We start from the raw sequence: 20,085 nt of genomic DNA on the forward strand, positions 1-20,085 counted from the left end.
GCACTACCCCGATGACCCACGGCCACAGGAACTGGTACCCCGCCTGGCCGCCGCCCGGCTGGCGGGCCCGCTGGCGCGCACCCGCCTGCCGCGACGTGGCGACCTCGGCGCCGCGTTCCGGCGCGATCGTCGCCCGGCTCACGACCCGAGGGTCTCTTCCGCCTCGGTGAAGAACTGGTCGACCGCCTGGTCCACGGAGATGCGGCCGTACTGGAGCTCTTCGGTGATCCGGATGAACGCCTGCTCCAACGTCCCGGCGCCCTTGGGCGGCGCGGGAGGCGTCTTGCCGAACTTGTCCTTCAACCCGTCCTCGTACGCCGCCACGGCGGCCAGCGGGCCTTCGAGCTGCGCCGCCGCGCGCTGCGCGTTCGTCGGCGGCAGGCCGCGGTTCGCGCCGAAGATCTTGCCGACCTCCGGGTCGTTGACCATGAACGACACCAGCTTGGCCGCCGCCGCCGGGTGCTCGCTCTTCTGCGACACGCTCAGCAGCATCGACGGCTTCAGGTACTGCCCCCCGGCGTCCGGCTTGTCGGACGGCACCGGCCCCAGCTTCAACTCCGCCTTGGCGCCCTTGTCGTAGCGGGCCATGAAGTTGTCCCAGCCGAGGTCACCGGCGATCAGGTCCATCTCCAGCGCGTGCGAGGGCTTGATCTGGACGCCCTTCTCGATCGGCAGGGTGACCTTGGCCTCGGCCAGCGCCTTGCCCTCCTCGAGGAACTCGGCCAACCGCGGCTTGTCGAAGCCGAGCTTGCCGTCCTCGGTGTAGAGCTGCTTGCCCTCCTGGCGCAGCTGCAGCTCCAGGTTGTAGTAGCTGCCGATGTAGTTGCCGCCGCCGGGCACGCCGGTCTTCTCCGCGATCGTCTTCACGGCGGCCCGGTAGTCGTCCCAGGTCCAGCCTTCCTTCGGCTCCTCGACGCCCGCCTGGGCGTACAGCGCGGGGTTGTAGATGTAGCCCCACGTGTTGCCGCCCGTCGGCACGCCGTACAGCTTGCCGTCGATCTCGCCGGCGCCCTTGAGCCCTTCGAGCAGGTCACCGAGCTCGAGGTTCTTGCCGTCCTGCTTCTTCAGGTCGTAGAGCGCGTTGCGGTCGGAGTACTCGCGGATGTAGGCGAAGTCCATCTGCATCACGTCGGGCGCGTTGCCGCCCGCTGTCTCGGTGGCCATCTTCTGCCAGTACGCCTCGAACTCCTGGAAGCTCGGCGTGACCTTGATCTCCGGGTTCTTGCTCTGGAAGAGGTCGATCGCCTTCTGCATCAACTCGGCGCGCTCGGCGTTCCCCCACCACGAGAACCGCAGCGTGGCGGGACCGGCCTTGGTCTCGTCGCCGCCGCCGTCGCCGCTGCCGCCGCAGGCGACTGCCAACAACGCGACCATCGACGTCGCCAGGACTCGGCCTCTGAAACGTTTCAGTGCACCCATTCGGATAACCCTCCGGTCTCGACCGCTTCCCGACGTGACGCGCGGCGCAGCAGGGAAAGCGCTTTCCGGGAGGCTACGAGCAGGTTGCGCGAACGTCAATGCCCACTTTGGAAGCCGTGCGGCCGCCGAACGGGCGTCGCGGACCGCGGCCGTCGCCACCGCCCACCGCGAGCCGCGGCGGACGGTGGCGGACGGCCGGTCGGCGATCATCGGACGTACGGCCACCCTGCGGAATCGAAGGCCAGCAGGTTGATGCCCAGTCGGGACGCGCCGTCGTCACCGTAGTAGTGGTAGACGAGGATGTCGCTGTCCACGTCCGAGAACACGTCCTGGTGCCCGGTGCCGTGGACGCTGCCCTGGCCGGCGAGGATCTCCGTGCCGCCGCCGGAGGTCATGGCCGTGCCGTTGCGGGCGACGTAGGGGCCGGTGACGCTGGTCGACCGGCCGACCATGATCCGGTAGGTGCTCTGCGCGCCGCGGCAGCAGTAGTCGAACGACACGAACAGGTAGTAGTAGCTGCCGCGCTTGACGATGTTCGGCGCCTCGATCGCGCCGCCGTTGCGCCCGGCGATGGCGCGGATCGTGGAGTCGGAGCGCAGGCCCGTGGACGGGTTCAGCGCGATCATCTTCAGGCCCGACCAGAACGAGCCGAAGCTCAGCCACCAGCGACCCTGGTCGTCCACGACGAGGTCGGGGTCGATGGCGTTGAAGTTGTCGCTGGTGCGCGTCTCGATGACCAGGCCGCGGTGGGTCCACGTGCCCGCGTTGCCGCTGGGGCTGGTGGCCAGGAAGATCGCCGACCGGTTCGAGCCGAACGACGAGGCCGAGTAGTACAGGTAGTACTGCCCGTTGCGGTAGGAGATGTCCGGCGCCCAGAGGTTGCGGCTGCCGTTGGTGTAGGTGGTGGTCCAGGAGGCGCCGTTGGGGAAGGCGGCGCCCGCGTTGTGGAAGGCGGTGCGGTCGGTCGAGGTCTTCAGGCCGATGCCGTCCGCGGTGTGCGCGACGAGGTAGCTGCCGTCGGGCCTCTTGACGACGCTGGGGTCGTGCACCCGGATGTCGCCGGTGACCACGCCTGGTCCGGGGTAGGCCGACGCGGGCGGCGCGGCCACGACGGTCACGCCGGTGACGGCGAGCGCGGTGACGAAGGTGGCGAAAGCGCGTTTTCTCAGTGCAGCCACGGGTTTCCTCGATGCTCTCGGGGTGGACTGGACGCGGCGGCGTTGGTGTCCTGAATGGACTACAGCGGTGCTGGGAGCGGGGAGGCTCGGCGTCTCGACCCGGCAGCGAACGGCCTGCGCGGACTCATGCTTCGCCTCCTTGCGAGCAGAATCGTGACGCGCCTCCGGTCGCCTGCCGGGTCGGCCGGACTGGGAGCGCTTCCTGGGCACCGTAGCGCAGGCCGGTTGAGGCGGGCAAGCCTGCCTGTTAGCGATAACAGGCAGGCTGTGCACCTGGGACGGCTGTCGCTGTTAGCGCTCACAGACCGCCTGATCAGCCCAGGACCCGCCCGAGGAAGCCGCGGACGTACCCGGCGATGGTGTCCAACTGGTCCTCCAACGCGAAGTGGCCGGTGTCGAGCAGGTGGATCTCGGCCTCGGGCAGGTCGCGCCGGAAGGCCAGCGCGCCGTCCGGGCCGAAGATCTCGTCGTGGCGCCCCCACACCGCGAGCAGCGGGACCTGCGTCTCGCGGAAGTACCGCTGGAACGCCGGGTACGCGTCGAGGTTGTTGCGGTAGTCCCGGAACAGGGCCAGTTGCACCTCGGCGTTGCCGGGCCGGTCGAGCAGGGCCTGGTCGTGCGCCCAGGTGTCGGGGTCGATCCGGCTCGGGTCCTTGACGCCGTGGGTGTACTGCCAGCGGGTGGCGTCGAGCGTGAGCAGGGCCCGCACCGCCGGTTCGGTGTCGGGGCCGGGGTTCGTGGCGTAGGCGAACAGCGGCTCCCAGAACGGGGTGAAGCCCTCGGTGTAGGCGTTGCCGGACTGCGTGATGACGGCGGTGACGCGGTCGGGGTGGCGTGAGGCGATCTTGAGGCCGATGGGTGCGCCGTAGTCCTGGACGTACAGCGCGAACCGCCGCACGCCGAGGTGCTCCAGCAGGCCGAGGGTGATGTCGGTGAGCGCGTCGAACGTGTAGTCGAACTCGTCGACCGACGGCGCGGCGCTGTGGCCGAAGCCGACGTGGTCCGGCGCGATCACGCGGTAGCGGTCGGCGAGTTCCCCGATCAGCCCGCGGAACATGTGCGAGCTGGTGGGGAAACCGTGCAGCAGCACCAGGACGGGGGCGTCGGCGTGGCCCGCCTCCCGGTAGAACACGCGCTGCCCGCTGATGTCGGCGTACCGGTACGAGGTCATCGGCTGCTCCTGACTCGAGGGATCTAACCGTTCTAAGTCATTTGAACGGTTAGGTACGGCGCTCAGGCAACCAGGTCCGTGTTAACCTGTCAAGCGACTCAGAACGGTTAGACCAGGGAAGGGGAGCCGGTGCTCGGTGCCGATGACGCCGTGACCGGCGCGTTGCTGGCCAAGGGCTGGCCCGCGCGCCCGCTGGCGGACCAACCCCTGGGCATCGACCTGCTGAACACCCGGTGGGTGGTCGGCGGTGTCGCCTACGACCTGCTCGACCACGACGACCTCACGGTCGCTTGGCTCGCGGACCGGGAGCTCCCCTCCGCCCGGCCCGTGTCGCGGCGACCGCTGCGCGAGGCCCGTGCCGCGGTGGCCGCCGTGATCGCGGACCCGGCCGACCACGCCGCCCTCAACGCCCTGCTGGACCACGGCCGGGTGCGGTTGGCGGTCGACGAGCGCGGCCGGGTCGAGCGGGACGACGTGCCCGACCCGCGGTGGCGTGCGGCCTGGGCGTGCCTGCGCGACTTCGTCGTGGTGCGCGAGGCGGCGCCGGACCGCGTCCGCAAGTGCGCGAACCCGGAGTGCGTGCTGCACTTCCAGGACGTCTCACGCACCGGCAGGCGGCTGTGGTGCTCGATGACGGGCTGCGGCAACCGGCTCAAGGCCCGCCGCCACCACAGCCGGGTGCGCGCCACGCCGTGACCGCTGTCAGGTCGGCGGCGTGGCGTGACCGCCACGCCTGACGCCCGTGCGTCAACCGGCGGCCGTTGGGGTATGGCAAGGCCATGACGGACCAGGAACCGCTGGACCTCGGCGCGACGGAACTCCCGGAGGCCGAGGAGGCGCGCGTCAGGCGTGCGCACGACCTCGACCGGCCGGAGGTGTTCGACCGGCGCAACGACGTCGACCGCAGGTCCCGGACCAGGGCGAACCTGCTGCCCGAGGAGGAGCGGACCGGCAGCGCCGACCCGGAGGCCCAGGCCCGCGAGGTGCTGCGCGACTCCGACGTGCGCACCGAGATCCCCGAGTCCGCGCCCGACACGATGGCGGAACGGCGCGAGTCCGATGCCTGAAAGTGCTCACTCGGTGAGCACTTTCACCCCGCACGATGGGTCCATGAACGCGCTCACCGACACCCGGGCCCTCGACTTCGCCGACGCCGCCGAGTGGGAGTCGTGGCTGGCCCGGCACCACGGCACGAGTGACGGTGTCTGGCTCAAGATCGCCAAGAAGGGGTCGGGCCGGACGTCGGTCACCATCGCCGAGGCGCTCGACGTCGCCCTGTGCTTCGGGTGGATCGACAGCCACCGCAAGGGCCTCGACGCCGAGCACTACCTCCAGCGCTACTCGCCGCGCCGACCGGGCAGCTCCTGGTCGCGGGTCAACGTCGAGAAGGCCGAGGCGCTCATCGCCGCCGGGCGGGTGCGCGAGCCCGGCTTCGCCGCGATCGAGGCGGCCAAGGCCGACGGCCGGTGGGACGCGGCCTACGAGCGGCAGCGCGACGCCACCGTGCCGCCCGACCTGGCCGAGGCGCTGGCCGGCGACGAACGCGCGCGCGAGGGGTTCGAGCGGCTCGACCGGACGCGGCAGTACGCGTTGTTCCTGCGGCTGATGAAGGCCAGGACGCCGGCCGCGCGCGCCGTCCAACTGCGGCGGATCGTGGCCGAGCTGGCGGCGTGACCGGCGAGTCCACAGTGGATCTTCAAGTGGGGGCCGGGTGGGCGGACGGGGGAGAGTCGCGTCCGCCCACCCGGCAAGTCGGTGCTCGCGTTGTCGGCGAAGGTAGCGCAATGTTATCGCTAACACCAGCCCTGGCCGCAGAACACGTCGGTAACCAGCCGCTTTGGCGCGCGAAGGTGAAGCGGACGCGGCTCGCCGGTTCCGGGACCTCAATCGTCTCGTAAAGAGGTATTGAGGCGCGAGGACCTGCGCTGTTAGCGTTAACAGTGCCGCATTCGCATCCCGACGCGCCACGATGGAGTGGAACCGATGAACAGTGCCGTTCTCCGGTGGAGGGCCCGCAGGCTGGCGGTGGTCGCGGTGGTGGCCGTGACCGCTCTGGCGGGGCTGGTCGTCACGCCCGCCGCGCACGCCTCGCCGGCCGTGCAGTACACGAACCCGCTGGCGAACCAACGGGCCGACCCGCACATCTTCAAGCACACCGACGGCTACTACTACTTCACCGCGACCGCGCCGGAGTACGACCGGATCGTCCTGCGCCGCGCGACCACGATCCAGGGCCTGGCCAGTGCCCCGGAGTCGGTGATCTGGCGCAAGCACTCGTCGGGTGAGATGGGCGCGCACATCTGGGCGCCGGAGATCCACTTCATCAACGGCAAGTGGTACGTCTACTTCGCCGCCGGCCGGACCGACGACGTCTGGCGGATCCGCCCGTACGTGCTGGAGAACTCCAGCGCCAACCCGCTGACCGGCACTTGGACCGAGCGCGGCAAGGTCAACGTCCCGTGGGACACCTTCTCCCTGGACATGTCGACCTTCGTGGTCAACGGCGTGCGGTATTTGACCTGGGCGCAGGCCGAGCCGGGCATCTCCACGAACTCCAACCTCTACCTCGCCCGCATGGGCTCCACCCCGTGGTCCATCACGGGGTCGGTGGCCAGGCTGACCGTGCCGACGCTGGCTTGGGAGACCCGCGGCGGGGTGAAGGTCGCCGAGGGGCCGTCGGTGATCCAGCGCGGCGGCCGGGTCTTCCTGACCTACTCCGCCAGCGCCACGGACGCGAACTACTGCCTCGGCATGCTGACCGCGTCGGCGTCCGCCGACCTGCTCAACCCGTCGTCGTGGACCAAGGGCGCGAACCCGGTGTTCGCGTCCAACGCGTCGACCAGTCAGTACGGTCCGGGGCACAACTCGTTCACCGTCTCCGAGGACGGGCAGAGCGACATCCTCGTCTACCACGACCGCAGCTACCGCGACATCTCCGGCGACCCGCTGCGCGACCCGAACCGCCGCACCCGCGTGCAGAAGGTCTACTGGAACTCCGACGGCACGCCGAACTTCGGCATCCCGGTCGCCGACGGCGTCACGCCCGTGCGGCTCAAGTCCTACAACTACCCGGACCGCTTCGTCCGGCACTGGGAGTACCGGGCGCGGGTCGAGGCGGACGTCAACCCGCTGGCCGACTCGCAGTTCCGCGTCGTGACGGGCCTGAACGGCTCCGGCACGGTGTCGCTGGAGTCGACCAACTTCCCCGGCTACTACCTGCGGCACCGCAACCACGAGATGTGGGTCGAGCGCAACGACGGCAGCGCCGTCTTCCGCGCCGACGCCTCCTTCCACCGCCGCGCGGGCCTGGCCTCGGGCTCCGCGGTGTCCTTCGAGTCGACCAACTTCCCCGGCCAGTACATCCGCCACAACGGCACGACCGTCAACCTGACCACCGCACCCGACGCCGTCGCACGCGCCGACGCCACGTTCATCCTGGAGTGACCGAAAAGTGCTGCGCTTCCCGTTGATCCACCCGCCGCTGCTGCACGCCCTGGCCACGGCGGGCCACGGGTCCAAGGTCCTGCTCGCGGACGCCAACTACGCGCACCGGACCAACGTCCACCACCGGGCCGAGGTGATCCACCTCAACCTGCGCCCGGGCCTCGTCACGGTCGACGAGGTGCTGGAGCCGGTGCTGTCGGCGATCCCGGTGGAGGCCGTGCACACCATGCGGCCCGACGACCTGGGCACGCCGGAGGCGTGGACCGACTACCAGCGGGTGCTCGGCCCCGACCTGCCGCTGCAACCGTTGGCGCGGCAGGACTTCTACGCGGCCTGCCGCGCGCCGGAGCTGGCGGTGTGCGTGGCGACCGGTGACGGCCGGCACTACGCGAACGTGCTGCTGACGGTCGGCGCCATCTCCTGATCCCCGGTCCCCCGACCCGCGTGCGCCGGCGTGCGCGCGGGTCGGGGGACCGGACCTACCGGCCGGGGTCCGGTGTGGACAGCCACCCGTCGACCAGGTCGGTGACGATCGCGCCGCCGCGGTCGCCCAGGTGGACGTGGTCCACCAGCAGGCGCAGCCCGTTGCCCCGCGCCACCTCGTCCCACTCCCGCCCGAGCAGGTAGTGCTCGGCCGCGGCCAGGTAGGCCACCCCGAAGTCGAACCCGAACGGCGTCGGCTCGTCGGTCCGCTCGCGCAGCGCCTCCACCATCCGCTCGTGCACGGGCAGGTAGGACAGCCCGGCCACGGCGGCGACCTCCTCGATCGCCGCGTTGTAGCCGCGCAGCTCCACGTTGAGTCCGCCGTCGAGGTCCTCGCCCAGCGGCGGCAACGACAGCAGCGCGATCCGGGCGGTCGTCCCGGCCTGGACCCGCGCCACGATCGCGCGCAGGTTGGCCCGGTACTCGTCGAGCGGGACGTCCCCGCGCACGTCGTTGGTGCCGATCAGCAGCGTGACCGCGTCCGGTCGGCACGCCACCACGTCCGCGTCGACTCTCGCCAGCAGGTCGGCAGTGGTGTTGCCGTTGACGCCCGCGTTGACCAGCCGGTGGCCGCGCTCCCGCAGGGCGCCCACCCAGTCCGCGCCGAGCGTCCCCCTGGTCATGCTCGCGCCGGCCGCGACGACGACCGGCCCGGACCCCGGCACGCCGTCCCCGCCGCACGCCTCGGCCGGCGGGTTCACCGGCGACCGCACGAACGTCAGGTACCCCACGGCGCCCGCCACGCCGAGCACTCCCACCAGCACCGCGCACAGGGCGATGACCGCCCGCTTCCTGCTCCACATGCCGTCCCCCAGAGAGGTTAGTGAACACTAGCCCCTATCGTGAGCTAGTATTCACTAACCTGTCAAACGGCGAGGTGGGACGGCATGGGCACACGGGAGCGGATCCTCGACGCGGCGGCGGAGATCCTGCGCACGCGCGGCGTCGCGCAGGCCACCACCAAGGAGATCGCGCACGCCTCGGAGGTCTCCGAACCCACGCTCTACAAGTACTTCGGCGACAAGGAACGGCTGCTCCTCGCCGTGCTGGAGGAACGGCTGCCCGGCCCGTCCCGGGTGTCGGTCCGGCCGGGGGAGGGCGACGTCGAGGACAACCTCGCCGAGCTCGCGCACGCGGTGCTCGACTTCTACCAGCGGTCGATCCCGATGCTCGCCGCGCTGCTCTCGGACCCGCAGCGGATGGCCGCCCACCGGGTGGCGATGAGCAGGCACGGCGGCGGTCCGGAGCAGGCCGCCACGCCGTTCGCCGAGTACCTGCGGGCCGAACGGGCGCTCGGCCGGATCGCGTCGGACGCCGATCCGGACGCGGCGGCGTCACTGCTCGTCGGCGCGTGCTTCCAGGAGGCGTTCCTGCGCTACTACGCCGGAGGTCCGGATGCCGCCGCCGCACCACGTGCGCACGCCGAAGCCCTGGCCCGCGCGGTCGTCAGGCCGCTGCGCTGAGGCGACGGGAGAGTTCAGCCCAACGGGCTGTGCAGGATCGCCGCGTACCCGTCGGGGCCCACGGCCACGCAACGCCGCTCGTGCGGGCCGGTGGTGATCTCGCCGACCTGGAACCCGAGGGCCTGCGCGCGGGTCCGTGCCTCGTCCAGGTCGGGCACCTTCACCAGCATCGCCGGGCCGTCGTGGACGCGGTCCGCGCCGGACAGGGCGAACCGCCCGCCCGCCACGTCGAACTGCGCCCAGCGGTCGCCGTCCACGAACGTCGGCGCGACGCCGAGCAAGGCCGACCACCGCTCGACCGCGCCGGCGAGGTCGTCGGTCGGGACAACGGGGGCGATGCGTTCAGCGGTCACGTGATCGACGTTAATGACGCCGCACAACGCGGTCAACGCCCTGGCGGCGGATCGAGCAACAATGAACAAGGCACTTCGGACGGTCCGTGCCGGAACCGTCCGAAGTGGAGGATCGGCTACCGCGGTTCGTCGATGCCGGGCACGGTCACGTCGTCGTCCGCGGGCGGCTCGGGATCGCGCCACTCCTCGGCCCGGCTCGGGCGGTTGCCGCGCAACGTGCCCTCCAGCTCGTGCTTGAGCTCGTCGTCCTTGACCGGGCCGTGCTTGCTGCTCTCGCGGTGCATGGGCGCGTCCTCCTCCATGCTCCTGGGGATGGGTGCTTGCCCGGGTGGAATACCCCGGCGCGTTCGGCCGAACCGCGCTCACCCGTCGGCCTCGCCACGGACGGTGTCGATTCACCCGATCGACTCAGCATGGGCGGTGCCCGACCGGGGTACTTCCCACTGAGACGACCAGGTAAACGGGAGGTGGCGTCGTGGTCGAGCGGCTGACAGTCCGACGCCGAGACCCCGGCACGGGCCCCTGCTGCGGGCCGGATCCGGTGGTGGAGATGGACGTGTGGTGGGATCGGATCGGCCGCAACCTCGGCCGGGACTGGGACCTGGCCACGGCCGACGAGCGGCCCCTCCTCGTCGACGTCGCGGTGACCGAGCAGGCCTACTTCTTCGCCACCCTGCTGCACGACGTGCGACCGCGCGACGTCCGGGTCGAGATCCGCGACCAGGACCTGCGGTCCGACGGCACGCCGATCCGGCGTGACCGGGTGGGCATCACGGTGCGCCCGGCCGATTCCCCGCGCAGCTACTACTACTGCGCGACCGTGCCGGCCGAGGTGGACGTGGAGCGGATCGACGCGTGGCTGCTCGACGGGATGGTCGTCGTGCGGGTGCCGACCAGGTAGGCGTTTCGCGGACGGGGTCGGGGGTATCGCACCGGCAGGCGCGAAAGAGCTGGAGGAGTCATGGCCGGGACGCTGACCCGCGACCACCTGAAGGACTGCCTGACCGACGTCGACTTCCCGGCGAGCAAGGACGACCTGCTCGACGCGGCGATCCGCAAGGGCGACCCGACCGCGGTCCAGGCGCTGCGGGCGATACCGGAGACCGACTACGCGAGCCTGCACGAGGTGTTCGGGGCGGTCGAGCTCGGCGGTGGCGACAAGCCGCGGTGAGGGCCGTCAGCCGGACCAGGCCGCGAGGCCCGAACGGGACGGCGTGGCGCCGGGGAAGGCGGCCGACAGCGTCTGCGCGTACCGGCGTGCCTCGGGCGTCGTCAGGTCCGGCGGCGCCAGCCACGGCGCGAGGTGGTGCCGCGTGCCCGGTGGCGGTGTGCCGCCGAGCACCAGGACTTCCGAAGAGCCTGGCGTGATGGCGTAGCCCAGGCGTGCGGCCTCTTCGCGCACGACGGCCTCCGCCTCGGCCGCGCGCCGCGAGTCGTCCGCCACGACGGAGAACGGCCCGCCGATCGACGCGACCTCCGCGCGCAACGCCACCGAGTCGGCGCCGGTCAGCCCGGGCCACGGCAGGTCGCCGCGCTTGCCGGTCAGCTTCGCCGCCAACACCGCCGACGCGTACTCCGGGCCCTCCGGGCCGCGGATGTCCGGGCCGGTCCACGCCACGCGGCCGGTGTCCACCGGGACGGTGGTCCGGGTGCCCTCCCGGTCCAGCCAGAGGTCGCTGCGCCCCTCCGGCAGCCACACCAACGCCCACCGGCCCGTGGTCCCGTCCCGCGTCTGCGCGGGCACCAAGGCGTTCGGCGCGTTGCCGACCGAGAGCGGTGCGTCGGTGGTGTGCACGATGTTCCAGCCGGGCATGTGCGGCACGACGAGCACGTCCACCGGGCTCTCGCCGAGGGCCACCCGGGTCAGCAGCGGGTCGCCGGCGGCCGGGGTGGCGAGCTGCCCGGCGATCGTGACCTGGCCGAGGCCCGCCAGCAGGGTCACGCCCACGGCCGCGCCGACGACGCGCACCACCGCGGTCGGCGGGCACAGCGCGAGCCAGGACACCGCGACGAACGCGGCCATCAACGTGATGTAGGCGAACGACGACGGCGGTCCGGCGAACCACGTGCCGGCGGCCACCGTCGCGAGGACGGCAGCCACCACCACGAGCCGGCCGATCACCGGCCGCTCGACGCGCAACGCGGGAGGCACGGCGAGCAGGCCGATCAACGCCACCGCGGCCAACGGCGGCATCCACGACGCTTCCGCGATGAGCAGCACCACGACGCCGCCGATGCCCGCGAACCCGGTGACCGCGCGTCGGGTCGACAACCCCGACGCGGCGGGCACGAACGGTCGGGCCAGGGCCCAACCGGCGACCACGGTCACCGCGCCGAGCAGGATCAGCCGCAGGAGGGTGAAGCCGAGCGGCAGGCCGACGGCGCCGTGGTTGTGCATGCGATCAGGCCGCTGCGCCGACCGCGCAGGTGCACTGCATCTCCGCGCGCTCCTCGCGCGTCGGCCGCATGTGCAGCACCATCGCGATGACCATCGGGATGAACACCACGGTGTTGTAGAACAGGTGCAGCTCCACCCGCGGGATGATCAGCTGGATGATGCTCGTCGGCGCCGGCTTGCCGAGCAGGTTCGTCGACGCGGACGCCTGGATGATCAGCAGCAGGTGCTCGATGTGGTGCCAGAACTGCAGGCCGAGCGCGACCGTCCACCACGTCTTCGAGCGGCCGACGAACCCCTTGCGCAGCGCGAAGAGGAACACGAGCATGACCAGCGCGTAGCCGTAGTGCATGACCTCGGACGTGACCAGCCACGGGAACCACAGGCCCAGCGCGCCCTTGGCCTGTGGCACGGGCCAGCCTAAGGCGTAGATCTGCACGGCCTGGGTGATGTGCTCCACCCAGTGCGCGACCACGATCAGCGTGAAGGCGTAGAGCGCGGGCTTGTGCCGGAGCGTGTTGAGCGGACCACCCGTGGAATGGGTATGGGCTTGAGTGTCGACCATGGATTTCCTCCTGCTGCGCCGGCCTCGGTCGGGCCGATTGCCCTGACCAGCGACGATACCGGGTTCGGGACGCGCCAAGAACGCCGTTGTGCGGAGTGCGCAATCGTGGAGAAGGTCATTGGTCCACGCGCCGGTACGGTGGTCGTCCCCGATGACCGCGCGGCAACCGCACGTCGACTGTATAGCGTTCCTATGCGCTGCTCCTCTTCTGGTTTGCGGTTGTGGTATCAGCTCTCACGGCCCTCGCCGGTGGCAGGAATGCACACTTTCGCCGGACGCGGGATTGCGCGGCGCGTGCTATGGCCGGCGGGGTGTGGCGAGCGTCCGACCCGGTTCTAGTAGGAACTTCATACCAGCAAGTTGCTTTTTAGGACCAAGATCGGTAGCGTGTGGTTCACGACGTCGACTGCGGACCGAAGCTTCGGGGGTGCCGGTGGCCGCGACCTTTCAGGTCGTGTTGCCGGGCACCGCGATGGCCGGATTCCGTGCCGATGCCGTGCTCCGACTCCGCGACGGGACCCCCAGCTCGTCCGAGCGGAGCGCACGGGCGGTCCGCTGAGTGACCGCCGCTGGCGCGGATGGGCTGGTACCGGCCCATCCGCGCGGCCGCACGCGCGTACCCCGCGGGCCCCAACCCGCCGGGTGCGCCGTGCTGTGCTGTCCCGGGTTCGCCCTGTCGCGCAACGGGATCGGCGTGGTCGGGCCTTGGTCGCCGGGTCGACGGAGGGTCGCGTTGGGCGGCCGTCGTCCGCGTGAATGGCCGGTGATGGCCGGAATGGTCGTTGTGCGGCGATCGGGCGTTGTGCGCGCGTTCATCCGGGTGGTGGTCGGCGCATCTTCGGGATTGCGGCATTCAGGCTGAAGCGCGCGGCGGCTGATCGCCGATATATCCATGGGGACGACCTCCGGCGGCCGATCGGGTGGTCCGGGGTCCGACCGGGCGACTGGGGCCGCGGTCGCCGGCGTCACCCGAAAGGCGCAGTATCCGACTCCAGTTGATGACGGAATGTGAGTCCGGGGTCGGCGGTAAATGGAGGCGAGCGGCGTTCACGATTCCATCGGATGGGGCAAGGGCTCATCACCGGACGTGCTCGTCAACCGCATCCTTGCTGCTTGTGCGCGCTGTCGCGCCCCTGGTAGCTTGCCGGAAATCGTCAGCACGGGGGGCACTGGGGTTTCACTGGGGATTTACTGGCGGTTCACTGGGGGACCGCGACAGGCTGGTACGCCGATTCATCGCCGTTCGATGAGTCGGCCGGCCGGTCGGGGTGATGCATTCACCGGTCATTGACTACGAATTGGGGGTCGTAGTGGAAGGTGTAATTGAACGTGCCGTGGGTCGGGTCATCGACTTCATGCACGAGAACCTGGGTGAGCAGTTCACGATAGACGACATGGCCCGCACCGCCATGTACAGCAAGTTCCACTTCTCACGAACGTTCCAACGCGTTACCGGCGTCTCGCCCGGCCGATTTTTGGCCGCGATCCGGGTGCAAGAGGCCAAACGGCTGCTCGTGTGCACCTCGTTGACCGTGACCGACATCAGCCATCGGGTGGGTTACACGAGCGTCGGGACGTTCAGCTCGAAGTTCCGCGCCAGTGTCGGCGTTCCGCCGACGACGTACCGCCAGCTGGGCGGGCTGACCGAGCCGACGCCGCTGCCCAGGCGCAGTCCCGACAACCGCACGTCCACCGTGCAGGGTGAGGTGCGCGCGCCTCTGGGTTGTCCGCCCGCGATCATCTTCCTGAACCTGTTCCCCGAACGGGTGCCGCGCGGGAAGCCGGTCCACTGCTCGATGCTGCAACGGCCGGGACCGTTCGTGCTCACCAACGTGCCGCCGGGGACTTGGCACTTACAGGCCCATTCCGTGGCGCTGGGCCGGGGCGGCGCCGTGCCGGACCGGGGGTCGTTGGGCCGGAACCGCGTGCTGAACGTGGGGTCGTGCGGTCCGGTGGTGGTCAGGCCGGGTGCGCGGGTCGAGAACGTCGACCTGAACCTGCGCCCGATCGACGCGCTCGACCCGTCGGTGCTGCTCGCGCTGCAGTACATCCGCACGGTGGCGGTGGACGCGGCCGCCGCGAGCTGACGGCGCTTCCCGGATTACCCGCCGCCCCAACCGGGACGGCGGGTCATCGTCGCGTGCCGAGTCGGGGCCCCGGGCCCCAGTCGCGCGCTGCGTCGGACTGTGGGGCCGTCGCCGCGCCGAGTCGGGACTGCGGGGCCGGCGCCGCGCGTCGAGCCGTCGCCCGGGCCCTCGTCGTGCGCTGCGTCGGACTATGGGGCGTCGCTGCGCGCTGAGTCGGGTCACTTCCCCGGAGCCGAGCTCGGACTCCGCGGCACACCCGGGGCGGGCGAATGGCCCAGTGATTCGCGAATGGCCCAATGCCCCTTCGGAGCGCCGTAGCCATCGGCCGCCGCGTGGAATGTCCCAGGACCAGCCGGGGGGAGCAGGAATCACTCCGGACCGTGAGGGCCCGAACCCACCACGGCGTTCACCCGATTGCGAGTCGCGCCAACGCGCGACACAACGCGTGACCCCGCCAACCCCCGCCAACCCCGCCACACGCGGTCCAGGAGCGCCCGATCCGCTACCAGGACCGCTACCAGGACCGGGCCTGGCGCGGATGCAAGACGACCTCCCGCGCCGCACCGCGCAGGTAACTTTCGCATCGTTGCAAATCAATATGAATCCGCCCGCCACCATCCGCATCCCGTCGTGTCCGAAGTGGACGATGCACGACCTCGTGACGCACCCGGGTTGGTCGACGCCTGGCGGACGTTGGAGCTGGGCCTGGGCTCGGATGTCGACGCGCGGATCGACGGCGGTGGAAACAGCCCCGCAGTACCGGTGATGGGCGGCCCGGTCGCTGCCGGCGTTCGTGCGAGGCCGGTTCGCCTGATCTGCCGGGGCCAGGCCGTCGGGTGCACGCGTTCGCGAGGGGGCGGTTGCCCGGTCCGTTCGGGCCGGGTGCCGGGTGGTTCGCAGGTCTGTTCGCCGGGTCCGCCGTCACCTGCCCGTGGAGGCGGGCGGTGCGGTCCGCTGACCCGTGGAGGCGGGTGGTGCGGTCCGCTGGGCCGTGGAGGCGGTCAGCGGCGGGTGCCGGTGACGGCTCCCGCGGGCTCCGAGTCGGCCCCCGCCTCGCGTCGCCGGCGCTTGGTCGACGCCGCCATCGAGGCGGCCACCAGGGCGGGATCGTCGCCGACGCCGATGAGCAGGCCGTTGAGGATCGAGTCGTAGCAGCGGTCGGCGTCGACCGGGTCGATCAGGTAGCCGCCGAGCTCCAGGTTGACCAGGCCGTGCGTCGCGATCCACATCTGGTGGGCGATCAGCAGCGGGTCGTTCTGGCTGAACCGGCCCGACTCGATGCACCTCGTGGCGCAGTCGACGACCGTGACCAGCGTGTACCGGCCGTACTGGCGGTCGTCCTCGGTGAGGGAGAAGCCGGCCAGCGACTGCCCGCCGAACATCACCGCGTACAGGTGGGAGTTCGCCTTGGCGTTCTGCCGGTAGGCGTACCCCAGCAGGATCATGTCGGCCACCGGGTCGTCGGTCCGCCGCACCTGGGCGAACTGGCGCTCCAGGCGCGTGAAGCCCTCGTGCACCATCTCCCGCACGAGGCCGCTCATGCTGCCGAAGTGCGTGTAGACGGCCATGGTCGACGTGCTGGCCTCGGCGGCGATCTTCCTGGTGGACAGCGCCTCGGCGCCGTGCTCGGCGAGGAGCCTCGCCGCGATGTCGACGAGGGCGGCACGGGTTCCGGGATCCAGCTTGCGTGGACTCACCTTGACAGTGTTGCACAACGCCGTTATTCTTTGTGTAACGTTGTTATGCTAACTTGCGGCATCCGTGTGACTTTTCCACGCCCCGAACGAGGGTGGACGGCACCCGGACGAGCCCGGCACCGCGGTCGGACACCCCCAGGTCCGCCCCGGAACGGTCGGATCGTCGCGGCGCGTGGTCAAAGGTCTCGGAGCGTGTTCGCGCTGATCGGTCGCGCGACCGGGCGCTCGCACGGGTCGCGCCGGGTGTGTCGCGGCGGCGAGGCCGCGCCGACGCCCGGCACGGCGGTGACGCGGCGTGGTGGCCGTGCGTCGACACCGGACTCGTCCCTCGCCGGACCGTTCGGCAAGCCGAACCGACATCCGTCGCGCTCTTGCGGAGCGCGGCTCCATCACGGTGCAAACCCAAGCGAGAGAAGGAGAACGGCCGACAGCCGTCTACAGTGGAGCGTTCCACCGCCGCGCCGCCGGCGGCGGGGTGGGGCGAGGCAGCGGTCGGGGGATTGCCGCTGCCCCGCCCGTGGTGGAGCGGGCGACTCGGTGCGCCGACCTCTCCTCCACCACCGCGGGCGCCACCGCGGAGCCGGCCTGGGGTGCCGAGTCCGCGATGGGCTTGAGGAAGCTGGTCGCCCTGGCGACCACGGCGATCGACGACGGGTGCGGGGGATCGGCGGAGCCGCCGGTGGCCCGCGGGCCACCTGTCCGCGGTTCTGCGCTCATTCCCACTTCCCGTTTCCGGCCCCGGTGATCGGCGTCGGGGCGCCCGGCTGTCGGACGTTCGCCCGTGGCTTCGGTCGACGGTTCAGTTCATGTAAGGGAACCATCCCTAGCATCTGGTCCGGGCAACGCTAACGCAGGTCGCATCGGTCAAGCAAGTGGTGTTCTTGCGGGCGTTCGCGGGTTCGCGGGGGAATGGGAGGAATCGGTCGCGAAGCTGTCGGGCATAACGCCGGGCAGTCGGCTTTCGAGCGTGATCGACGGCCTGGTTCCCCGGCCGGGCCGGCGGTGTGGACGGCTGTGTGGACGGCTGTGCCGGCCTGCGGGATCCCGATGTGGGTCCACGATCCGGGAGCTTCGGGGGAGTGCGCCGACTTTCGCTCGTGGAGCCGCGACAGGGTCCGGAGCGCTGGTAGGCTAATGGAGGGAATCGTCGGGTGGAATTTCCCGGCGGCGATCACTGCCCGTGATGCCGGCCGACGTGGCATCGTTCATCAGGGGCAGGGGAGCGGTGGCCGTCGGGGCCGACCGGGTGGCCGCCGGGTGACGGCCCGACGCCGTGCGGCGACCGTTTCGACGCCTGTCAGGCGATCGGTCCCGCCGCCGGCGGGCACGGGTGGACGTCGACGGGCGTGGTTCCCGTCGGGATCGGGTGGGGCCTTCGCGGTGGCCGCTCGAGTGGTCACTCTTCGTGACCGAGGACGGGGCGCTTCGGTGCTCGGATGCGTCCGCGTACCCCCGTGCGGCCCTGTCGGTTGGGCACAACGGCCCACAGTCGTCTCGCAGATTGCGGTTCTGGTTCCGGGGTAATTACCAGCGGCACCCGGCCCTGCTAGCGTCCTTCACGGTGCGGAGTTATGGGGGCTTCGCACAAAGGCCATCTGGGGTGGTGAAGATCGGGCCAGCGAGAAGTGCCGCCGTATTCACGAAAATGGGTGGGTACGGATAGGTTCGCGCCGCACCGTCGCGGCTTTCCCAACGGCTCCCATCAGCCGGTTCGTGTTGATCCGGCTTGTCGGCGCCGTGCCGCGAATGATCCGATCGCAATTCAGGCCGAAAGGTAAATACCGTGCACGATGCCGTCCGTCGCGCCATCAAACTGATGCGCTCGAACTACTACGAACCACTTACGCTGCGCGATGTCGCAGCAGCCGCGCTGGTCAGTCCGTTCCACTTCTCGCGTTTGTTCCACGCGACCGTGGGCATGCCGCCGGGCCGGTACCTCGCGGCCGTCCGATTATTCGAAGGCAAACGGCTGTTGTTGACCACGTGGATGACGGTCGCCGACATCGTCTCCACGATCGGGTACAGCAGCGTCGGCACGTTCACCACCAGGTTCACCCGTGCGGTCGGCCTCTCGCCGACGCAGTACCGCAACCCCGAGGTCAGCGGTCTGCTGGCGGCTGTCGCGCTGCCGGACTTCGACAACCCGCTGGAGACCGGCTCCCGCGTGTTCAGCGCGATGCCGACGCCCCGGTACGGCGGCAGCGGTTCGGTGGTCGGCACGCTGGAGGTGCCCGCGCAGGCCGACGCGTCGGAGGTGACCGTGGGGATCATCGACGACCTGATCCCGGCCTTCGGGCCGGCGCCGAGCACGCTGGTCGAAGGTCCGCTCGACCGCGAGCTCGTGGTCGGCGCCGCGGCCACCCGCTGCATCGCGGTCGCGTTGCGCGGCGCGAACCCCCGTCCCGGGGTGGGGCTCGCCGGTGGGATGGGGCACACGATCGCCGTCGGCGCGGGGGAGCACCTGCGGGTCAACGTCCGGTTGCGCGATCGGGCCCAGGAGCCCGCGGCGGTCGGCGCGGGGTGGCGGTAGGCGTCATCGCCGGCGCCCCGCACCGCAAGGGTGAAGTAGACCGGTCCGGACCCGGGGAGCATCCTCGAGCGGACCGCCGGCCGCGGCGGCCGGACAGCGACGGGAGGACACGTTGGCCAACCTGCACCGGTCGCCGCGGCGTCGTGTCCTGGCGCCGTTCGGGTCGGGAACGGGTTCCCCGGTGCGCGGCCGCACCGGGTGGGCACGGGTCGAGGGGGACGGCGTCGGGCGGCGCCGGCCGGACCTGGTGGGGGATCACGCGGATCCGGCCGCGGCGTGCGGTCGGTCGGCGGGGGTCCGACTTGGGCTGACGGCGGGCCACCGCGAGCGGGAGACCGCTGCCGTTCGGGGCGCTCGCCGGTACCGCGTGAGCGAGGGGGATGGAGGAGTGTTGTGCAGAGTGCGGTAGAGCGCGCGATCGACACGATGTGGAACCGTTACCACGAGCCGCTTTCACTGGACGACATGGCGGACACCGCGATCTTGAGCAAGTTCTACTTCTCCAGGGTCTTCCGGACGCTGACCGGCACGTCGCCGGGCCGGTTCCTCACCGCGGTCCGCCTCACGAAGGCCAAGCAGCTGCTGCTGGAGACGTCGTTGAGCGTCACCGAGATCTCGTACATGGTGGGGTACAACAGCCTCGGCACGTTCACCAGCCGCTTCACCCGCAGCGTCGGCGTGCCGCCCGCCCGCTACCGCGCGCTGTCCTTCGGCGGCATGCTCTCGCTGTCGTCGTTCTCCGGACCCGCGAGCGGGACCCGGGCCGGCGCGGTGGCGGGGTGGGTCGGCGTGCCGGAGACCGGGACGCCGGTGCGGGTGTACGTGGGGGCGTTCAAGGACCCGATCGCGCAGGGCATCCCGGTCGCGTGCGACATCCGGGACGGCGCGGGGCCGTACCGGCTGGAGGCGATGCCCGAGGGCAAGTTCCACCTCCGGGCCGCCGTGGTCGCGGTCGACGACCTCGACCCGAACCCGTCGAAGAGACGGCCGCTGTTCGTCGGCGGCACCGACGCCGTCACCGTGTCGACGGGTCGGACCGCGGAAGCGGACATCGAGACCAGGGCGGCGTGCCCGCTGGACCTGCCGATCCTGCTCGCGCTGCCCGAGCTCGACACCCGCAACGCGCCCGACGCCGAACTGGCCGTGCCGTCACCGGGCTAGCACGCCGATGCCCGACGCCCTCCGCCGCCACCCCGGTCACCCGCCGCGCCGAACGTCCGGTGTGGACGGTGCGGCGCGGGCCGTCCGGGCGAGGACGTCGGCACGGCCGCAAGACCGTGCCGACATCGCGCGGCGCCGA

21 protein-coding genes are annotated in these 20,085 nt (G+C 71.0%); 11 read left to right on the forward strand and 10 right to left on the reverse strand.

The annotated features are described in order from the left end of the window. Positions 1 to 138: 138 nt before the first annotated feature. The 3 genes from ABTZ99_RS33305 to ABTZ99_RS33315 form a co-directional block, all read right to left on the reverse strand. Positions 139 to 1,362, reverse strand: a complete 1,224-nt coding sequence (locus ABTZ99_RS33305; RefSeq protein WP_499616969.1) for an ABC transporter substrate-binding protein — start codon at positions 1,360 to 1,362, stop codon at positions 139 to 141. A gap of 263 nt (positions 1,363 to 1,625) precedes the next feature. Beyond that, a complete protein-coding gene (locus ABTZ99_RS33310; RefSeq protein ID WP_499616972.1) occupies positions 1,626 to 2,597 on the reverse strand; it encodes an arabinan endo-1,5-alpha-L-arabinosidase in 972 nt (323 codons plus the stop codon). A gap of 313 nt (positions 2,598 to 2,910) precedes the next feature. Next, positions 2,911 to 3,768 (reverse strand): alpha/beta fold hydrolase, encoded by an 858-nt coding sequence (locus ABTZ99_RS33315; RefSeq protein ID WP_498775528.1) that lies wholly within the window; start codon positions 3,766 to 3,768, stop codon positions 2,911 to 2,913. Positions 3,769 to 3,897: 129 nt separating this feature from the next. On the opposite strand from ABTZ99_RS33315, the gene ABTZ99_RS33320 reads away from it, so the two are divergent. The 5 genes from ABTZ99_RS33320 to ABTZ99_RS33340 all read left to right on the forward strand — a co-directional run bounded on the left by ABTZ99_RS33320 (position 3,898) and on the right by ABTZ99_RS33340 (position 7,636). After that, the gene (locus tag ABTZ99_RS33320) at positions 3,898 to 4,464 is read left to right on the forward strand and encodes a CGNR zinc finger domain-containing protein (protein WP_498775526.1); all 567 of its coding nucleotides are present in this window, start codon (positions 3,898 to 3,900) and stop codon (positions 4,462 to 4,464) included. An 83-nt stretch (positions 4,465 to 4,547) separates the two neighbouring features. Next, a complete protein-coding gene (locus tag ABTZ99_RS33325) occupies positions 4,548 to 4,835 on the forward strand; it encodes a hypothetical protein (protein WP_498775524.1) in 288 nt (95 codons plus the stop codon). Between the two features lie 43 nt (positions 4,836 to 4,878). Further along, the gene (locus ABTZ99_RS33330) at positions 4,879 to 5,442 is read left to right on the forward strand and encodes a YdeI/OmpD-associated family protein (protein WP_498775522.1); all 564 of its coding nucleotides are present in this window, start codon (positions 4,879 to 4,881) and stop codon (positions 5,440 to 5,442) included. Positions 5,443 to 5,751: 309 nt separating this feature from the next. Beyond that, positions 5,752 to 7,212, forward strand: coding sequence for a family 43 glycosylhydrolase (locus ABTZ99_RS33335; protein ID WP_498775520.1), 1,461 nt, complete (start codon positions 5,752 to 5,754; stop codon positions 7,210 to 7,212). A 7-nt stretch (positions 7,213 to 7,219) separates the two neighbouring features. Then, positions 7,220 to 7,636, forward strand: coding sequence for an RbsD/FucU family protein (locus ABTZ99_RS33340; RefSeq protein WP_498775518.1), 417 nt, complete (start codon positions 7,220 to 7,222; stop codon positions 7,634 to 7,636). Positions 7,637 to 7,691: 55 nt separating this feature from the next. Here the strand turns inward: ABTZ99_RS33340 and ABTZ99_RS33345 are convergent, their stop codons facing one another. Next, positions 7,692 to 8,498, reverse strand: a complete 807-nt coding sequence (locus ABTZ99_RS33345) for an SGNH/GDSL hydrolase family protein (protein WP_499616977.1) — start codon at positions 8,496 to 8,498, stop codon at positions 7,692 to 7,694. Positions 8,499 to 8,582: 84 nt separating this feature from the next. Here ABTZ99_RS33345 and ABTZ99_RS33350 point away from each other — a divergent pair, with 84 nt between their 5' ends. Then, positions 8,583 to 9,158 carry a TetR/AcrR family transcriptional regulator gene (locus ABTZ99_RS33350; protein WP_498775514.1) on the forward strand — a complete coding sequence of 192 codons (576 nt, stop codon included), beginning with the start codon at positions 8,583 to 8,585 and terminating at the stop codon, positions 9,156 to 9,158. 14 nt (positions 9,159 to 9,172) lie between these two features. Here ABTZ99_RS33350 and ABTZ99_RS33355 read toward each other — a convergent pair whose 3' ends face one another. Both ABTZ99_RS33355 and ABTZ99_RS33360 read right to left on the reverse strand, forming a co-directional pair. Then, positions 9,173 to 9,511 carry a VOC family protein gene (locus tag ABTZ99_RS33355; RefSeq protein WP_498775512.1) on the reverse strand — a complete coding sequence of 113 codons (339 nt, stop codon included), beginning with the start codon at positions 9,509 to 9,511 and terminating at the stop codon, positions 9,173 to 9,175. Between the two features lie 116 nt (positions 9,512 to 9,627). Beyond that, on the reverse strand, positions 9,628 to 9,813 hold the full coding sequence (locus ABTZ99_RS33360; protein ID WP_498775699.1) for a hypothetical protein: 186 nt from the start codon (positions 9,811 to 9,813) through the stop codon (positions 9,628 to 9,630). Between the two features lie 173 nt (positions 9,814 to 9,986). On the opposite strand from ABTZ99_RS33360, the gene ABTZ99_RS33365 reads away from it, so the two are divergent. Next, the gene (locus ABTZ99_RS33365; protein WP_498775510.1) at positions 9,987 to 10,412 is read left to right on the forward strand and encodes an Hsp20/alpha crystallin family protein; all 426 of its coding nucleotides are present in this window, start codon (positions 9,987 to 9,989) and stop codon (positions 10,410 to 10,412) included. 60 nt (positions 10,413 to 10,472) lie between these two features. After that, positions 10,473 to 10,682 carry a DUF2795 domain-containing protein gene (locus ABTZ99_RS33370; RefSeq protein WP_499616982.1) on the forward strand — a complete coding sequence of 70 codons (210 nt, stop codon included), beginning with the start codon at positions 10,473 to 10,475 and terminating at the stop codon, positions 10,680 to 10,682. A gap of 6 nt (positions 10,683 to 10,688) precedes the next feature. Here the strand turns inward: ABTZ99_RS33370 and ABTZ99_RS33375 are convergent, their stop codons facing one another. Both ABTZ99_RS33375 and ABTZ99_RS33380 read right to left on the reverse strand, forming a co-directional pair. After that, on the reverse strand, positions 10,689 to 11,909 hold the full coding sequence (locus ABTZ99_RS33375) for a DUF6239 family natural product biosynthesis protein (RefSeq protein ID WP_499616984.1): 1,221 nt from the start codon (positions 11,907 to 11,909) through the stop codon (positions 10,689 to 10,691). A gap of 4 nt (positions 11,910 to 11,913) precedes the next feature. After that, the gene (locus tag ABTZ99_RS33380; RefSeq protein ID WP_498775504.1) at positions 11,914 to 12,471 is read right to left on the reverse strand and encodes a hypothetical protein; all 558 of its coding nucleotides are present in this window, start codon (positions 12,469 to 12,471) and stop codon (positions 11,914 to 11,916) included. Positions 12,472 to 13,742: 1,271 nt separating this feature from the next. Between ABTZ99_RS33380 and ABTZ99_RS33385 the strand changes: the two genes are divergently transcribed. Then, a complete protein-coding gene (locus tag ABTZ99_RS33385) occupies positions 13,743 to 14,558 on the forward strand; it encodes a helix-turn-helix domain-containing protein (protein ID WP_499616988.1) in 816 nt (271 codons plus the stop codon). A gap of 1,001 nt (positions 14,559 to 15,559) precedes the next feature. On the opposite strand, the gene ABTZ99_RS33390 is transcribed toward ABTZ99_RS33385, so the two are convergent. Further along, on the reverse strand, positions 15,560 to 16,255 hold the full coding sequence (locus ABTZ99_RS33390; RefSeq protein WP_498775500.1) for a TetR/AcrR family transcriptional regulator: 696 nt from the start codon (positions 16,253 to 16,255) through the stop codon (positions 15,560 to 15,562). 435 nt (positions 16,256 to 16,690) lie between these two features. Further along, positions 16,691 to 16,972: a hypothetical protein gene (locus ABTZ99_RS33395; RefSeq protein WP_499616991.1), complete on the reverse strand. Its 282-nt coding sequence runs from the start codon at positions 16,970 to 16,972 to the stop codon at positions 16,691 to 16,693. Between the two features lie 1,066 nt (positions 16,973 to 18,038). On the opposite strand from ABTZ99_RS33395, the gene ABTZ99_RS33400 reads away from it, so the two are divergent. Beyond that, the gene (locus ABTZ99_RS33400) at positions 18,039 to 18,785 is read left to right on the forward strand and encodes a helix-turn-helix domain-containing protein (protein ID WP_498775498.1); all 747 of its coding nucleotides are present in this window, start codon (positions 18,039 to 18,041) and stop codon (positions 18,783 to 18,785) included. A 426-nt stretch (positions 18,786 to 19,211) separates the two neighbouring features. After that, positions 19,212 to 19,946: a helix-turn-helix domain-containing protein gene (locus tag ABTZ99_RS33405; RefSeq protein WP_499617030.1), complete on the forward strand. Its 735-nt coding sequence runs from the start codon at positions 19,212 to 19,214 to the stop codon at positions 19,944 to 19,946. Positions 19,947 to 20,085 lie beyond the last annotated feature (139 nt).

This window comes from Actinosynnema sp. NPDC002837, from assembly GCF_040295345.1.
In the GTDB taxonomy this organism is placed as follows: Bacteria; Actinomycetota; Actinomycetes; order Mycobacteriales; family Pseudonocardiaceae; genus Actinosynnema.

What these genes read in the sequence shown, in the direction of transcription:
- ABTZ99_RS33325 (WP_498775524.1), top strand. Translation starts at nt 4,548, where the DNA reads ATGACGGACCAGGAACCGCTGGACCTCGGCGCGACGGAACTCCCGGAG.
- ABTZ99_RS33385 (WP_499616988.1), top strand. Translation starts at nt 13,743, where the DNA reads ATGCATTCACCGGTCATTGACTACGAATTGGGGGTCGTAGTGGAAGGT.
- ABTZ99_RS33335 (WP_498775520.1), top strand. Translation starts at nt 5,752, where the DNA reads ATGAACAGTGCCGTTCTCCGGTGGAGGGCCCGCAGGCTGGCGGTGGTC.
- ABTZ99_RS33360 (WP_498775699.1), bottom strand. Translation starts at nt 9,813, where the DNA reads ATGGAGGAGGACGCGCCCATGCACCGCGAGAGCAGCAAGCACGGCCCG.
- ABTZ99_RS33380 (WP_498775504.1), bottom strand. Translation starts at nt 12,471, where the DNA reads ATGGTCGACACTCAAGCCCATACCCATTCCACGGGTGGTCCGCTCAAC.
- ABTZ99_RS33345 (WP_499616977.1), bottom strand. Translation starts at nt 8,498, where the DNA reads ATGTGGAGCAGGAAGCGGGCGGTCATCGCCCTGTGCGCGGTGCTGGTG.
- ABTZ99_RS33395 (WP_499616991.1), bottom strand. Translation starts at nt 16,972, where the DNA reads ATGAGCGCAGAACCGCGGACAGGTGGCCCGCGGGCCACCGGCGGCTCC.
- ABTZ99_RS33375 (WP_499616984.1), bottom strand. Translation starts at nt 11,909, where the DNA reads ATGCACAACCACGGCGCCGTCGGCCTGCCGCTCGGCTTCACCCTCCTG.
- ABTZ99_RS33350 (WP_498775514.1), top strand. Translation starts at nt 8,583, where the DNA reads ATGGGCACACGGGAGCGGATCCTCGACGCGGCGGCGGAGATCCTGCGC.
- ABTZ99_RS33315 (WP_498775528.1), bottom strand. Translation starts at nt 3,768, where the DNA reads ATGACCTCGTACCGGTACGCCGACATCAGCGGGCAGCGCGTGTTCTAC.
- ABTZ99_RS33405 (WP_499617030.1), top strand. Translation starts at nt 19,212, where the DNA reads ATGTGGAACCGTTACCACGAGCCGCTTTCACTGGACGACATGGCGGAC.
- ABTZ99_RS33370 (WP_499616982.1), top strand. Translation starts at nt 10,473, where the DNA reads ATGGCCGGGACGCTGACCCGCGACCACCTGAAGGACTGCCTGACCGAC.
- ABTZ99_RS33330 (WP_498775522.1), top strand. Translation starts at nt 4,879, where the DNA reads ATGAACGCGCTCACCGACACCCGGGCCCTCGACTTCGCCGACGCCGCC.